This window comes from Actinomadura napierensis, assembly GCF_039529375.1.
GTDB classification, from domain to species: domain Bacteria; phylum Actinomycetota; class Actinomycetes; order Streptosporangiales; family Streptosporangiaceae; genus Spirillospora; species Spirillospora napierensis.
In genome coordinates, this window is record NZ_BAAAMR010000014.1 from 106,666 (window position 1) to 121,389 (window position 14,724).

13 protein-coding genes, 1 tRNA gene and 3 pseudogenes are annotated in these 14,724 nt (G+C 70.1%); 4 read left to right on the forward strand and 13 right to left on the reverse strand.

Annotation, left to right across the window (positions count from 1 at the left end):
• Window positions 1-157: 157 nt before the first annotated feature.
• Window positions 158-958 (forward strand): annotated as a pseudogene (locus ABD296_RS11085) (NAD(P)H-binding protein); the annotation flags it as partial.
• A 99-nt stretch (window positions 959-1,057) separates the two neighbouring features.
• Here ABD296_RS11085 and ABD296_RS11090 read toward each other — a convergent pair.
• Window positions 1,058-1,648 (reverse strand): TIGR03086 family metal-binding protein, encoded by a 591-nt coding sequence (locus ABD296_RS11090; protein WP_344264493.1) that lies wholly within the window; start codon window positions 1,646-1,648, stop codon window positions 1,058-1,060.
• A gap of 317 nt (window positions 1,649-1,965) precedes the next feature.
• Between ABD296_RS11090 and ABD296_RS11095 the strand changes: the two genes are divergently transcribed.
• Together ABD296_RS11095 and ABD296_RS11100 are read left to right on the forward strand one after the other, a co-directional pair.
• A complete protein-coding gene (locus tag ABD296_RS11095) occupies window positions 1,966-4,113 on the forward strand; it encodes a (Fe-S)-binding protein (protein WP_344264496.1) in 2,148 nt (715 codons plus the stop codon).
• A 131-nt stretch (window positions 4,114-4,244) separates the two neighbouring features.
• Complete coding sequence (locus ABD296_RS11100; protein WP_344264499.1) at window positions 4,245-5,006, forward strand: ZIP family metal transporter; 762 nt, start codon at window positions 4,245-4,247, stop codon at window positions 5,004-5,006.
• Between the two features lie 139 nt (window positions 5,007-5,145).
• Here ABD296_RS11100 and ABD296_RS11105 read toward each other — a convergent pair whose 3' ends face one another.
• The 4 genes and pseudogenes from ABD296_RS11105 to dcd form a co-directional block, all read right to left on the reverse strand.
• Window positions 5,146-6,027 carry a glycine betaine ABC transporter substrate-binding protein gene (locus tag ABD296_RS11105; protein ID WP_344264502.1) on the reverse strand — a complete coding sequence of 294 codons (882 nt, stop codon included), beginning with the start codon at window positions 6,025-6,027 and terminating at the stop codon, window positions 5,146-5,148.
• Window positions 6,028-6,110: 83 nt separating this feature from the next.
• Window positions 6,111-6,821 (reverse strand): annotated as a pseudogene (locus ABD296_RS11110) (ABC transporter permease); the annotation flags it as partial.
• A gap of 178 nt (window positions 6,822-6,999) precedes the next feature.
• Window positions 7,000-8,286: a quaternary amine ABC transporter ATP-binding protein gene (locus tag ABD296_RS11115; RefSeq protein ID WP_344264505.1), complete on the reverse strand. Its 1,287-nt coding sequence runs from the start codon at window positions 8,284-8,286 to the stop codon at window positions 7,000-7,002.
• A gap of 185 nt (window positions 8,287-8,471) precedes the next feature.
• Entirely contained in the window at window positions 8,472-9,047 is a 576-nt protein-coding gene (dcd, locus tag ABD296_RS11120) for a dCTP deaminase (RefSeq protein ID WP_344264508.1), read from the reverse strand.
• Between the two features lie 100 nt (window positions 9,048-9,147).
• On the opposite strand from dcd, the gene ABD296_RS11125 reads away from it, so the two are divergent.
• A tRNA-Gly gene (locus ABD296_RS11125) sits at window positions 9,148-9,218 on the forward strand.
• A gap of 89 nt (window positions 9,219-9,307) precedes the next feature.
• Here ABD296_RS11125 and ABD296_RS11130 read toward each other — a convergent pair.
• From ABD296_RS11130 to ABD296_RS11165, 8 genes and pseudogenes are all read right to left on the reverse strand, one after another.
• A complete protein-coding gene (locus tag ABD296_RS11130; protein WP_344264511.1) occupies window positions 9,308-10,651 on the reverse strand; it encodes a tyrosine-type recombinase/integrase in 1,344 nt (447 codons plus the stop codon).
• Window positions 10,651-10,893 carry an excisionase family DNA-binding protein gene (locus ABD296_RS11135; RefSeq protein ID WP_344264514.1) on the reverse strand — a complete coding sequence of 81 codons (243 nt, stop codon included), beginning with the start codon at window positions 10,891-10,893 and terminating at the stop codon, window positions 10,651-10,653. Before ABD296_RS11135 ends, ABD296_RS11130 begins: the two co-directional genes overlap by 1 nt.
• Window positions 10,890-12,287 carry a replication initiator gene (locus ABD296_RS11140; protein WP_344264517.1) on the reverse strand — a complete coding sequence of 466 codons (1,398 nt, stop codon included), beginning with the start codon at window positions 12,285-12,287 and terminating at the stop codon, window positions 10,890-10,892. Before ABD296_RS11140 ends, ABD296_RS11135 begins: the two co-directional genes overlap by 4 nt.
• A gap of 100 nt (window positions 12,288-12,387) precedes the next feature.
• Entirely contained in the window at window positions 12,388-12,678 is a 291-nt protein-coding gene (locus ABD296_RS11145; protein ID WP_344264520.1) for a hypothetical protein, read from the reverse strand.
• Window positions 12,678-13,079 carry a hypothetical protein gene (locus ABD296_RS11150; protein ID WP_344264523.1) on the reverse strand — a complete coding sequence of 134 codons (402 nt, stop codon included), beginning with the start codon at window positions 13,077-13,079 and terminating at the stop codon, window positions 12,678-12,680. The genes ABD296_RS11145 and ABD296_RS11150 overlap by 1 nt, the downstream gene beginning before the upstream one ends.
• A 20-nt stretch (window positions 13,080-13,099) precedes the next feature.
• Entirely contained in the window at window positions 13,100-13,921 is an 822-nt protein-coding gene (locus tag ABD296_RS11155; RefSeq protein ID WP_344264526.1) for a DUF2637 domain-containing protein, read from the reverse strand.
• A 20-nt stretch (window positions 13,922-13,941) separates the two neighbouring features.
• Window positions 13,942-14,262, reverse strand: a complete 321-nt coding sequence (locus ABD296_RS11160) for a hypothetical protein (RefSeq protein ID WP_344264529.1) — start codon at window positions 14,260-14,262, stop codon at window positions 13,942-13,944.
• 96 nt (window positions 14,263-14,358) lie between these two features.
• Window positions 14,359-14,724 (reverse strand): annotated as a pseudogene (locus ABD296_RS11165) (FtsK/SpoIIIE domain-containing protein); the annotation flags it as partial.

Here is a 14,724-nt window from a genome sequence, read left to right on the forward strand (position 1 = left end):
CCTCCGGCCGGCCGCGCTTGCCCGGGCGGGCGGGGGGTACGGAGCACTCGACCAGGGGAAAGACGGCGCTCCGCACGGGCGGGGCGCGGGGGCCCGGTCCGAAGCGGCCGGCCATGGCGTGCGCCGGCCGCGGACGGACCGCGGGCAGGAGCGCGCCATGGACGATCGCACGGGTGACGGCCGTCTGTGCCTCGTGACGGGGGCCGGCGGCTACATCGGCGGCCGGCTGGTGCCCGCGCTGCTGGACGCCGGATACCGCGTGCGGTGCATGACCCGCACGGCGCGCAGGTTGCGCGACCACCCGTGGGCGGGGCGGGTGGAGATCGCCGAAGCCGACGCGACCGACCCGGAGCCGACGCGCCGGGCCCTGGACGGCGTGGACGTGGCCTATTACCTGATCCACGCGATCGGCGGCGAGGCCGGGTTCGCCGAGGCCGACCGCCGTGCCGCCCGCACCTTCGCCGCGGCCGCCCGGGACGCGGGCGTGGGGCGGCTGGTCTACCTGGGCGGGATGGCCCCGGACGAGGACCTGTCGCCGCATCTGCGGTCCCGCGCCGAGGTGGGCCGGATCATGCTCGACGCCGGGGTGCCGGCGGTGTGGCTGCGCGCCGCGGTGATCATCGGGTCGGGGTCGGCCTCGTTCGAGGTGCTGCGGTACCTGACCGAGCGGCTGCCGGTGATGGTCACCCCGCGCTGGGTGCGCACCCGCATCCAGCCGATCGCGATCCGGGACGTCCTGCACTACCTGGTGGCGTCCGCGGACCTGCCCGCCGAGGTCTGCCGGGGTTTCGACATCGGCGGGCCGGACGTGCTCACCTACCGCGACATGATGCGGCGCTACGCCGCCGTCGCCGGGCTCGGCAGGCGGCTCGTCGTCCCGGTGCCCGTTCTGAGCCCGTGGCTGTCGAGCCTGTGGGTCGGGGCGGTCACGCCGGTGCCGGGCCGCCTAGCGCGCCCGCGGCGTCCTGGACCGGCTGGTGGGCGGTCAAGCCGTTCCACGACCGGGTCTTCGGCGGCATGTGCCGGGGGATCGCCCATGCCGCCGAGGCCGGTGCGGCTAGGGCGTCCAGGACGGGTCGCGGCCGGTGAGGGCGATGAGCCGGTCGAGGGGGGACGCGCCGTCCGGGACGGGGACGGGGGCCTCGAAGAGCCCGGGCGTGCCCTTGCCGCCGCTCTGCTCGACGGCCTGCCCGACGAAGACCAGGCACTCCTGCACCTCGTCGTCGCCGCAGACGTAGGGCTGCCCGCCGGCCCTGGCGATGTCCCAGCCGTGCACGACCAGCTCGTTCAGTGCGACGCGTCCCATGACCTGGGCGGGCATCTGCACACCGCCCGCCTCCGCCATCCCTTCCCAGGCGGACGGTTCGCGCCAGGCGGCGGCGAGCGCGTCGAGCCGTTCGGGGACGCGGACGCGCCAGTCGGGCGCCAGGTGGGACGCGTCGGGGGACGGCGGCTGCGACCCGCCCTCGGGGACGTCCTTCTCGGCGGCCATGGTGAACGCCTGCGACAGCCCGTCGACGTGGTCGATCAGGGTGGCGAGCGAGGAGTCCGAGCAGGGCGTCGGGGCGTCGAGCCGGTCGTCGCGGACGGTGCTGATCAGGTCCGCGAGCCGCCGGGCCGCGGGCGCGAGGTCGGGGTTCGAGGTCATCGCCGGTCTCCTTGAATGCGTTTCGGTGGGTCCCGCCGCACGTACCGCTGGACGGGAGCGTGCTGGACGAGTCCTTCTCCTGTGGATTTGACTCGGAAACCGCCCGATACTCATCGGTCCGCCAAATCCGTAAGGTGAGGGGACGGTGGAACACCCCGTCCGTGCCCTACCGGGCCGCGGACCGGTCGAGAGACGTGCTGACCAGCGCACGTGACCACATAAGCTACTACCGAGTAGTATTCGGGCCCCGGATGAGACGCGGTCTGTCGCGAGCCCTACGCTGACTGCCATCGCCCGTACCCCAGGAGGACGGAACAGTGTTCTGGATCACGTTGGTCATTGGGCTCGCCGGAACGGCGGTCGCCCTGGCGCTCGCCGCCCGGCGGGTGCTCTTCCTGTACAACACGGCCATGGCCGGGCAGCCCGACCCCGACCGGGTGTTGCAGGTCAAGCGTGACAAGAAGGCTGACATCGAGGGCCAGGTCACCGAGGTCCTGGGTCAGCGCAAGCTGCTGAAGTGGTCGCTGGCCGGCGCCGCGCACGCCGCCGTCATGTGGGCGTTCTTCCTGCTGATCACGGTCTACCTGGAGGCGGCGGTCGCGCTGCTGGCCGGGCTGGACCACAAGATCCCGTGGCTGCAGACCTGGCCGCCGATCGGCGCGATCCAGGACACCATCGCGCTGGCCTGCACCGCGGGCCTGATCACCTTCACGGCGATCCGGATCAAGAACTCCCCCAAGCGGCTGGACCGCAAGTCCCGGTTCAAGGGCTCGCACCTGTCCGGCGCGTGGATCACGCTGTTCATGATCTTCAACGTGATCTGGACGATGTTCTTCTTCCGCGGCGTCGGGTGGGCCAACGGCAACCTGAACTACGGCAAGGGCGCCTACTTCTCCTGGGTCGTGGGGCACCTGTTCGACGGCCTGTCCACCCACACCCTGGACATCCTGGAAGAGATCGGGCTGCTCCTGCACATCGGCGTCGCGCTGGTGTTCCTGGTGTTCGTCGTGCACTCCAAGCACCTGCACATCTTCCTGGCCCCGCTGAACGTCATGTTCAAGCGCCGCCCCGACGGCCTGGGCGCCGCGCAGCCGATGATGTCGGGCGGCAAGCCGCTGGACTTCGAGGAGGCCGACCCCGACGAGGACGTCTTCGGCCGCGGCAAGATCGAGGACTTCACCTGGAAGGGCTTCCTCGACATGGCGACCTGCACCGAGTGCGGTCGCTGCCAGTCCCAGTGCCCGGCCTGGAACACCGGCAAGCCGCTGTCGCCCAAGATGGTCATCCTGGAGCTGCGCGACCACGCCCTGGCCAAGGCCCCGTACATGCTCGCCTCCGAAGAGGAGCGGGAGAAGTTCACCGACGAGCAGAAGCTCGCCATGCAGGTCGACAAGGAGCTCGTCGGCGAGGACGGCGTCATCCACCCCGACGTGCTGTGGTCGTGCACCAACTGCGGCGCGTGCGTGGAGCAGTGCCCGGTCGACATCGAGCACATCGACCACATCCTGGACATGCGCCGCTTCCAGGTGATGATCGAGTCCTCGTTCCCGTCCGAGGCCGGCGTCATGCTGAAGAACCTCGAGAACAAGGGCAACCCCTGGGGCATGTCCGAGATGAAGCGCCTCGAGTGGATCGAGGAGCTGGACTTCGAGGTCGAGGTCGTCGACGACAAGGTCTCCGAGGACACCGAGTACCTGTTCTGGGTCGGCTGCGCCGGCGCCCTGGAGGACCGGGCCAAGAAGACCACCAAGGCCGTCGCCGAACTGCTGCACATCGCGGGCGTGAAGTTCGCGGTGCTCGGCCCGATGGAGGCCTGCACCGGTGACCCGGCCCGCCGCCTGGGCATGGAGTTCGTGTTCCAGATGCTCGGCCAGCAGAACGTCGAGACCCTCAACGACGCCGGCGTGAAGAAGATCGTGGCGACCTGCCCGCACTGCTTCAACACCCTGGCCAACGAGTACCCGCAGATCGGCGGGAACTACGAGGTCGTCCACCACACCCAGCTGCTGGCGCACCTGGTCGAGGAGGGCAAGCTCACCCCGGTCACCCCGATCGAGGAGAAGATCACCTACCACGACCCGTGCTTCCTGGGCCGCCACAACAAGGTCTACAAGCAGCCCCGCGACATCATGGCCACCGTCCCCGGCGTCAAGACGCAGGAGATGCACCGCCACAAGGACCGCGGGTTCTGCTGCGGCGCCGGCGGCGCCCGGATGTGGATGGAAGAGCGGATCGGCAAGCGCATCAACACCGAACGCGTGGACGAGGCGCTGACCACCGACCCCGACACCGTCTCCACCGCATGCCCGTTCTGCCTGGTCATGCTCGGTGACGCCATCAACGAGAAGAAGAACTCCGGCGACGCCAAGGAGAGCCTGGAAGTCGTCGACGTCTCCCAGCTGCTCATCCGCTCCATCAAGGGCGAAGGCACCGCCCAGGCGAAGGAGCCCGTCGCCGCCGAGTGACACCGTCCGGCCCAGCGGCCCCGGTCCCCGTTCCACGGGGGCCGGGGCCGCTTCGCGTGGTCAAGCGATCTGTAGCCGATCATGGACGCGGCGGGAGGAGTGACCGGCGAAGCGGCTGGTAAGACCGTGGGATGGCCGTGCTCGTGTCCGCCCTGGCATTCCTGATGACGCTCGCCGGCGGGCTCGCGGCGATGCGGGTGCGCGACAAGCGGCACCTCGTCCTCGGGCTGGCCGGCGGGCTGATGCTCGGCGTCGTCGCGTTCGACCTGATCCCCGAGTCGCTGCAGATGACGGGGGACCGGCCGCTGGGCGTCCCCGCCCCCATGATCGGCTTCGCCGTCGGGTTCCTGCTGCTGCACGTGGTGGAGCAGTCCGTGGCCATCCACCGCGCGCACGAGGGCGAGTACGCCCCGCACGTCCACGCGCACGGCCACGTCCACGCCGGGGACGGCGGGCCGGGCGGCGCCGGGCTGCTCGCCGCGTTCGCCCTCGTCGGGCACAGCCTGGTGGACGGCCTGAGCATCGGCCTCGGCTTCCAGTCCGGCGACCGGGTCGGCGCGTTCGTCGCGCTCGCCGTCGTCACGCACGACTTCGCGGACGGCTTCAACACCTTCACCGCGGCCTCGCTCGGCGGCCGGGACCGGCGTCCCGCCCTCGCGCTGCTGCTCGCCGACGCCGTCGCGCCGATCGTGGGCGCCGCGCTCACCCTGCTCGGAACGGTCCCGGAGGGCGTCCTCGGGCCCTACCTCGGGCTGTTCGCGGGCGTCCTGCTGTACCTGTCCGCCGCCGAGATCCTGCCGGAGGCGCACAGCGGGCACCCGCGCGTGATGACGCTGGGCGCCACCGGCCTTGGCCTGCTCGTCGTGCTCTTCAGCGTCGGTCTCGCGGGCTGAGCCCGGCCGCTCGTCTGCCTGGGACGTCCTGAAACGGTCCAGAACGCCTCGAAAAGGCAGAGGGCCGTCCGGTATGCCCGGACGGCCCCCTGACGCCTTCAGGAACGCTGGAACGTTCCCTCCGGGACGGGACGACGCATCAGCCCGTCATGGACTTCTCGAAGCCCGGGTTCGCCTTCAGCCACGCGTCCACCGCCTGGTCCGGCTTGCCCTTGTACTGGTTCTCCATCAGGTCCTCGAGGGAGCCCAGCTGCTTGTCGTCCATCTTGAACTTCTTCAGCCAGCCCGCCACCTGCGGCTGGTCCTTGCCGAAGTCCTTGCGCCCGACGGTGTAGACGCCGTCCGGCTTGCCCATCGCGCCCTTCGGGTCCTGCAGGTCCCGGATCGGGAACTTCGAGTACGCCCAGTGCGGGCGCCACAGCGTGACGACGATGTCCTTGTGGGCGCTGATCGCCTTCTGCAGCTCGGCCAGCATCGCCGCCGTGGACGACGTGGTGACCGTGTACTCCTTGTCCAGGCCGTAGGCGGGCAGCATCTTCTCCTGCGACACGCGGTACAGCCCGGAGCTCTTCTCGATGCCGATGATCTTGCCGCCGTACTGCGAGCCCTTGCCCTTGAGGTCGGCGAGCGAGTGCAGCGGCGAGTAGTTCGGCACGGCGATCGTCAGCGGCGCCGACGGGTACCAGACGCCGACCTTCTCCAGCTTGTCGCCGTACTGCTTCCAGTAGTCCTCGTGGGTGTTCGGCAGCCACGAGTCGAGGTACAGGTCCACGTCGCCCTGCGCCATCCCCGCATACAGCGGACCGGCATCGAGCTGCTTCACCGAGACCTTGTAGCCCTTGTCGGTCAGCATCTTCTTCCACAGCGCGGTGGCGGCCTCGCCCTCCGACCAGCCGGACACGACGCCGAGCGTCAGATCCTTGCTGTTCTTCTTGTCGTCCGAGCTGTTGCAGGCGCTCGCCGTGGCACCGAGCGCCAGCGCCATCGCCGCCGCGGCCAGAACCTTGAATTTGGGACGCAATGCCCTTCCTTTCGTTGCTGTGCAGGGGTGGGAGGAAAAAGATCGTGCGCGCCGGGGTCAGCCGACGGGATTGGCCGACGGGGTCAGCCGACGGGGCCGGGCATGCCGCGCGAGAAGAGCGTCCGCAGCACGCTCCGGCGGTCGTCGCCCAGCGACCCGGTGAGCCGGTCCAGGTAGATGGCCAGGACGACCACGCCGAGACCGGCCTCGAAGCCGCCCGAGATGTCCACCCGCTGGATGCCCTCGACGACCTCGCCGCCGAGACCGCCCGCCCCGACCATGCCCGCGATCACGACCATCGACAGCGCCAGCATGATCAGCTGGTTCACGCCCGCCATGATCGACGGCATCGCCAGCGGGATCTGGATCCGGGTCAGCACCCGCAGCGGGGGCGTGCCGAACGCCTCGCCCGCCTCCACCATCTCCGGGTCGACGCCCCGGATGCCGAGTTCGGTCAGGCGCACGCCAGGCGGCAGCGAGAAGATCACCGTCGCCACCACGCCCGGCACCGCGCCGATGTGGAAGAAGAAGATCGCCGGAATCAGGTAGACGAACGCCGGCATCGTCTGCATGAAGTCGAGGACGGGCCGGGTGATCCGGCTCACCACCGCGTTCCGGCCCGCCGCGATGCCGATCGGGATCGAGATCACCACCCCGATCACCGCCGCCACCAGCACCTGCGCCAGCGTGTCCATCGCCGGGTCCCACAGCTCCATGCTGTCGATCAGCGCGAACCCGACCAGCGTGAACACCCCGAGCCGCCAGCCGGCGACCAGCAGGGCGACCAGCGCCAGGACCACCGTGAGCCCCAGCGGGGGCAGCAGGTTCAGCAGGTCGGTCAGGTTGTCGACCGCCCACTCGATGCCGGAGCCGATCCCGTCGAACAGCCAGCCCAGGTTGTCGGTGCACCAGGTCACCAGGCTGTCGAACCAGTCGCCGACGTGCACCCGGGGCAGCTCGCTCGCGAGCACGTCAGTCGTCAACGGAACCCTCCTTCGTCAGCGCGAGCGCCGGCGCCGCGTCGTCCGCGGCGTCCTCCTCGTCGTTGGCGGACGACGCGGCGACCTCGTCCACGTGCGTGCTGATCGCGCCGAGCGCCGCCAGCAGCGTGACCCGCGGGATCACGCCGAGCAGCGTCCCGTCCGCGTCCGTCACGGGCACCGGCAGGTCGCTCTCCGCGGAGCGCAGGAACAGGTCCGAGACGGAGGTGTCCGGCGACACCGGCTGCAGCTCCTCCGGGTCGATCAGCCCGTCCAGCTTCTGGACGTTGTCCTTCACCGCGTCCGCGACCGCCGTCGCCTTCACCTTGCCGATCAGCTTGCGGTCCCGGCCGATCACGAACGCGGCGTCGGTCTGGTGCTCGCGCAACGTGCGCAGCGCCGTCCGCGGCCCCGTCGTCGACAGCACGGTGACCAGCGGCTTCTCCATCACCGACGCCGCCGTCAGCACCTTGGTGCGGTCCACGTCCGCGACGAACTGGGCGACGTAGTCGTTCGCCGGGTCCGTCAGGATCTCCTCGGCCGTCCCGATCTGCACGATCCGGCCCTCCCGCATCACCGCGATGCGGTCGCCGATGCGCATGGCCTCGTTCAGGTCGTGCGTGATGAACACGATCGTCTTGCCGAACCGTCCCTGCAGGTCGAGCAGCAGGTCCTGGACCTCCCGCCGGATCAGCGGGTCGAGCGCGCTGAACGCCTCGTCCATCAGGATGATGTCGGTGCCCGCCGCCAGCGCGCGGGCCAGCCCGACCCGCTGCTGCATGCCGCCGGACAGCTGGCCGGGCAGTTTGTCCTCCCACCCGGACAACCCCACGAGACCCAGGAACTCTCGGGCCTTCTTCTCTCGTTCTTCCTTCGCGACACCGCGCACCTCCAGCCCGTACGCGGCGTTCGCCAGGACGGACCGGTGGGGGAAGAGCGCGAAGTGCTGGAAGACCATGCTGACCTTGTCCTGCCGGAGCGTTCGCAGCGCCTTCGGCGACAGCTTCGCGATATCCTGGCCGTCGATCTCGACGGTCCCGGCGGTGGCCTCCAGCAGCCCGTTCAGCATCCGGATCAGCGTGGACTTACCGGACCCCGAGAGGCCCATCACCACGAAGATCTCGCCCTGCTCGACCTCGAACGTGGCGTCGACGACGGCGGCGGTGACGCCCAGCGAGCGGACGTCCTTCAGATCGGCGCCCGCCTTCAGTTTTCGTTGCGCCTCGGCCGCCTTCCGGCCGAACAGCTTCGTGACGCTTTCCGCGCGGAGTATGGACACGATCTCCTTCCGTGTTCCCACACCCGGGGGCGGCGCGGAAACGGGTAGCCCTCATCCGTCCGGCACCCGTCGACCACCTCAGTCCAAAGAGGCTGTCAACCAGGTGCCAAGGCTGTGCGTCGCTCGAAACTACCCGCCCCGAGAAGATGTTTCATCTTTTGGTGATCTACGCCACGTGACCGGGCTCACACCTTCGTGCGGTGGAAGTTCAGATACGACCGCGACGGAGTCGGCCCCCGCTGGTCCTGGTACCGCGATCCGTACCGCTCCGACCCGTACGGGTACTGCGCCGGCGAACTCGTCCTGAACAGGCACATCTGCCCGATCTTCATCCCCGGCCACAGCTTGATCGGCAGCGTCGCCACGTTCGACAGCTCCAGCGTCACGTGCCCGCTGAACCCGGGGTCGATCCACCCCGCCGTCGAGTGCGTCAGCAGCCCGAGCCGCCCCAGGCTGGACTTCCCCTCCAGCCTGGCCGCCAGGTCGCCGGGCAGCCCGAACACCTCGTACGTCGAGGCCAGCACGAACTCCCCGGGATGCAGCACGAACGCCTCCTCGGCGTCCACCTCCACCTGCCGCGTCAGGTCCGGCTGCTCCACAGCCGGGTCGATGTGCGGGTACCGGTGGTTCTCGAACACCCGGAAGTACCGGTCAAGCCGCACGTCCACACTGGACGGCTGGACCATCCCCGGCTCGTACGGGTCGATCTTCACCCGCCCGGACTCGAGCTCGGACCTGATATCGCGATCGGAGAGCAGCACCCGGAAAAGCTATCCCACCCCGGCCCCCACAACCCGCACGACGTCCCACCCGACTATCCGGTACGATGTCCAAGCGCGGGCGGCCCCGACCACCCGCCACGCGGGTGTAGTTCAATGGTAGAACTTCAGCTTCCCAAGCTGACAGCGCGGGTTCGATTCCCGTCACCCGCTCACCGCAAAGGCCCAGGCCAGGGACATGATCCCCGAACCTGGGCCTTGATCGTTTTCGCCGTCGTCATTGACGGGCCATTAGCGGGCCATTAGGCCACCGGCACCAGCGTCCCGGCCGCGCCGCCGTCCTCGTCGTCGTCCTGGTCGCGCTCCGCCCGGACGAGCGCATCAAGGCCATCGGCGATGATGCGATCACCCTTGGCCGACCTGTGTTGGTAGCGCAGCGCCGCCCGCTCGTTGTCATGGCCCATGCGCGCCATCAGGTTCTTGGTCGAGACGCCCATGTCGGCCGCGAGCTGGTTGCCGGTGTGCCGAAGGTCATGGAAATGCAGGTTGGGGACCCCGAGCGCTCTCACGACGTGCGTCCAGTTGGTGACCTTGTTGAACCCGCTACGGCGAAGCGGTCCGCCCTTGAGTCCGGTGAAGACCAGGGCGTTCGCCTCCTTCTTCGTGTACCTATTCATGTGCGCCGTCAGGTGCGGGACGATCGCGGCCGGGATGGTGACGGTACGAACCCCCGCCTGAGACTTGGGCGGCCCGAGCAGCATCTGACCGTTGGCCCGTTCGACGTAGGCGTGACGGACCCGGACAGTGCGCGCGGTGAGATCGATGTCGCAGCGACGCAGCGCCGTGATCTCGCCCCAGCGGAGGCTTGCGAAGGTGGCCAGCAGGATGAACGCCCGCAGTCGTTCGTCCTGGATCACGTCGGCGTGCCCGTCCTCTGCCATCTTCCACAGCGCCCGTTCGGCTTCCGCGCGAGTGGCGAAGGTCTGCGGGAAGCGCCGCATGATGCCGCCCTTGACGCGGTAGCGGAGCCGGTAGTCACCGGAATCCAGCTTGCGGAAGTTGCCGACCGGCCGCACGCCGACCCGTTCGGCCAGTTCGAAGACCTGGGCGACGGTGAGCGTGGGCCGCTCCTCCGCGTGCTCGGTGCCGGCCCCGCGCACCTGGCACGGGTTGCGGGAGAGAAGCTTGTCTTCCACGACCGCCGTCATGAGGATGGCCCGCAGCAGCCGGTACGCCTTGGCTCGCGATGTCGCCCCGACCCCGGCATTCGCCAACCTGGTCAGCCACTCCCGGATCATTGGCGTGCTGAGCTTGCCCAGGTCCACGCCCCCGAGATGAGGAGCAATGTGCTTGCGAAGCAGCCATGCGTACAACTCGCGCGTGCGCGGCCGGAGCGTCTGCCGCTGCTCGATCCACAGTTCGGCGTAGGCGCCGAGCTTGACCTTGGCCCGCTCAGGGTCGGTCCATGTCCCGCTGAGCATTTCCGCTTCGATCAGCGTCAGCGCGCGTTCCGCCTCCTTCTTGGTGGCGAAGGTCTTGGGCGCGGTACGCATCCGTCCGTCCGGGCCGGGATAGCGGACCTGGTACCGCCCGGACTCGCGCTTGCGGACGTTGCCGAACCGGCGGTGTCCGTCCCTGTTCGCCATTAGGCAGCCCTCCAGACGTCAGATGTGGTCATGGGTTCGATGAGCCCCGAAGCGATGAACTCGCGAAGGGCGGATTCGGGGATGCGGACGAAGCGTCCGAGCTTGACGAAGCGGATGCGCCGTTCGGCCACCAGCCGACGAGGGAACCGCGGGGAGGTGTTGAGACGCTCGGCCGCCTCCGCGATCGTCAACAGCCGTTCGTCGAGGTCGAGGGGAGGTGTCTGTGTGCTTGCCTTGCTCAAGCTGCGCTCCTTGCAGTCACTTCGGCGGGAGGGGGGAGAGGTCTTCCGGTGAGCGCTGCCGTGACGAGCGCCTCGCCGCGCGTGAGGCCCTGGCTGGCGAAGCGCCACTCACCGATGGCGAGGATCAGGTCAGGGTCTTGGTCGTCGGGCGGCTGCCAGCCGGGGGACTGCTCGCGGACGTAGGCGATGCGGGCGGCGCGCAGCGCGCCGAGGGTGGTGGAGTACCGGCGGGACTTGGTCGAGAAGTGGCCCCGGAAGCCGAGCATGTGAGCCCACTGGACGAGCCGGAGGTCTGCGAACTCCTCCAGGGCACCCAAGGTCAGGCATTGGCTGATGAGCCGCCGGGCGTGCGGAGTGATCGGCAGCTTGGCCAGGTCGTCAGCGGGGTCAAGCCGCCGGTCCAGGGTGCCGACGCATTCGGCGGCCTTGGTGGCGTACTTGGCGATGTAGCCCGCTACGGCCTGCTGCGTGAGCGCGCCCGAGGACGTGATGGCCCGGATGTCGACTTGCGGCCCCCAGGTCAAGGACCGGGCCGGGATGCCGGGGGCGGCCGGAGTGGTGACCGACACGGCGCCGGCGGCGTGCCAAACGGCGTCCTCCAGGAGCCGGACGGTTGCCCAACCGGGCGGCGGGGCGGTCGGGCCGCCGGGACCGTCGAAGCGGATGACCGCGTGGAAGTGGACGACGCCCCGGCGCTGGTATTCGGCGACCTTGGCGAAGGAGACCGCGAGCGTCTCGCGGAACTCCTTCTGTGTCAGCCCGGCCGACTTGGCGAGGTAGCGCCGCAGCGCCAGCGTGAAGCGCCGCCACAGTTCCGGCGCCAGGGCGTTGAACAGCACCGACCCCGCGTAGTCGTAGCAGTCGGAGCACAGCGGCTCACCGAGCCGAGGATCATCCTCGGAGTGCCGGACGCCGCAGGAGGCCACCACGCCATGCGGGCACGGCGCAGCGTTCCGCCGAGGGTGGCAGCGCTCGACCCGTCCGCCGTTGCGCACCCGCCGCGCGTGGACGGGACCGAACGAGGGCGCGGTCAGCGTGACGAACGCGGCCGGGTGAGCGGAGACGGTTTCCGGGATGCCCTTGCCACCGGCCAGGCCCGCGCGGATGAGCTGGTAGGTGTCGGCGCGGTAGATCTCGGCGCAGGCCGGGCAGCGGGACGCCCGCCGGGTCTTGCAGGCCACCGGGAGCGCGCCGTCCGGCTCGGTGTCGGTGGAGTAGGTGTGCAGCAGTTCCCCGGTACCGGTGTGAACGTGCTTGACGGTGCCGGTGAGGAACACCGGCTGCGCGCAGCCGCCGGTAGAGCGAGCACGAGCGGCCCAGCGCTCGAAGTCCGGCCGGTCGATGATCTTCGCCATCAGCCGGGCGTCCTGCGGTGTGAGGACCTGGTGAGGCACGATGAAGGGGTCTCCTAACCGATTCAGGCGGATGAGGGGATGGCCCCCGACGTGACGGCGTGACTTGGCGGTTGAGCGGTCACGCCGGGGGCGCTTTAGATCACTGGCAGTTGCCGAGGCCCGAGCAGTGCGGGCAGGTGTCGCCGTAGGAGTCCAGACCGGTCCCACCGCAGTTGCAGCACTGCCACCACTCGCCGACCGAGGCGGCCGGGCGGGGGAAGGCGATGGCCGATCCGGTCGCGGAGTCCTGTGCGGTCACCGCGTCGGAGCCGCAGGCCGAGCAGGAGGGGCCGTCCCGGAGCGCGAGCAGGGTCACCCAGTGCAGGCCGCCGTCGGTGACGTTGCAGGCCCGGCAGCGAAGCCGCCATGTCGTCGGCTTGTGGTCGGTCATCAGGCCACCCGCTCATTGCCATCGTGGTCCTGGCCCTCGTCGAGGCGGATGTTCTGGCAGTAGCTCATGTACGCCTCGTGCCGCCGGCGGTTGCGGTCGGGGATATGGATGATGCGGTAGGTGATGCGGCCGAAGGAGCGGGAGGCGGTGTAGTGGCCGCCGCTCGGCCGGTCGTCGTCGGCCTGGACGCCCAGCAGCGCCGCGACGTCACCGACGAGCGCGGCCGAGCAGTCGTCGTCGCAGTCGCGCGGGAAGACGTCGAAGGTCTCGCCGTACTCCGGCACCGGGACGGCCGGGTTGGCCTCTAGAAAGTCGGCCAGCGCCCGCAGGCCGGTGATGACCTGGTGTCGGGCGAACAGGTCGCCGGGGACGACGGGGATCGGGTGCGAGTGCGCGGTCATGGTGCGATGCCTCCAGGCGGTCAGGCAGCGGATGCGGATGCGGTTTCGGTGCGGATCTGGCGGAGCAGGTCGGACGCGAGTTGGTTGGACACCCCGAGCCGGGCGCGCAGCTCGTCACGGGTGATCGGCTTGCCGTGCCGGTCCCGGTGCTCGGAGGCGACGCGGCGCGCGAACTCGACCAGCTCAGCCGCCGGAGCAGGTTCGGACGGGGCCGCCGCGGATTCGTCGGCGGCCGGGACCGGGACGGGAATCGTGGTTTGCCCGTCCTGGTCGTCGTCGGCCTGCCGGGCCTGGTCGTTCTGGTTCGGGCGGGCAGCCGAGACGGTGGCGGGTTCGGGCCGGTCGTCCTCCCACACCACCCACGGCGAGGACGGCGCCGAGGACGAGGACGGGACGGCGGACGCGTCCGAGGACGGACGGCCGACAGAGTCCGGAACGGTCGCGCCGTCCGGGACGAGACCGGGCGCGGACTGGTCGGCACAAGGTGCGCTCTTGCGGCGCTCCAGCATGGAGACCGCGACCAGGAACGCCAGGGCGGGGGTGCCGGCGGTGATCCAGCCCCACACCGACCGGTCCGCCTGCGCCAGGTTCGCGGCCAAGGAGAGCAGGATGCCGCCGACCAGGACCAACGTCGGCCACGACAGCCGCCCCGTCTCCCGTCCGGTGCGCTTGTCTCGTTGGCGTTCTCCGGCGGCCATGACGCAGGTCAGGTCGATGCACACGGCGATGGCCCAGGCCATCCACCCGAGCTGACCGTGGTCGGTGGCGGTGTCGCGGATGTGGGTGAACGACCCCGCCGCCGCGATCCCCGCCAGGATCACCACCGGCGCCGAGTCGGCCACCGCGCCGAGGATGCGCCGCATCAGGCGGCCCGCCGGACGTCGACGAGCGCGAGCAGCGCGGCCATTTCCGGGTCGCAGTGGTGCGTGTCGGCCCAGTCGTCGACCTCACCGGGCCGGGACGAGGCGAACGAGTCGGCGCAGCGCTGGCAGCGCGCGACGTGCAGGGACAGGAACTCATCCCACTCGACCCCGACCCGCCACACGTCCCAGGACGACACCGACGAGGGGCGGGACGAGCCCGAGGGCGACGACGAGGACGAAGACGGGCCGGACGAGGGAGCCGGGACGACGGCGAACCGGGGGCGAGGACGGGGACGAAGGGCACGGACGCGGGCGACCATCGGGCAGCCTCCAGGATGGGTTTCGGGCATGGGTCGGGTAGGGACGTGGCGCGATCAGGGCTCACGCCGAGCCGGAAGAGAGAGGAGGAGAGGCGCCTAGGCGGCGGGGAAGATGACCGGGACGGAGCCGATGAGGGTTTGCCAGTTCGGGGTCAGGTGCGCGTACTCGCGCGCGGCTTGTTCGGCCTCGTGTTCGGGGACGTAGACCGACCGGGCGCGGTGCCAGGCGCCGTCTTGGCCGGCGACCACGCAGACGCCGGGAGTCTCGGCGGGGATGGCGCGGGCGGCATCGAGGGCGGCCGGGTCGAGGTCGCCGAGGGTCATGTTCGCGGTTTCGGGGTCGTTGACGCGGTGGCAGACCCGGCCGGAGAGCTGGGCACGGAGGGCGGTGACGCCGGGGCCGAGGTCGGAGCCGATGCGCTGCCCGCACACGATCAGGTAGACCGCGAACGCCCGGCCGAG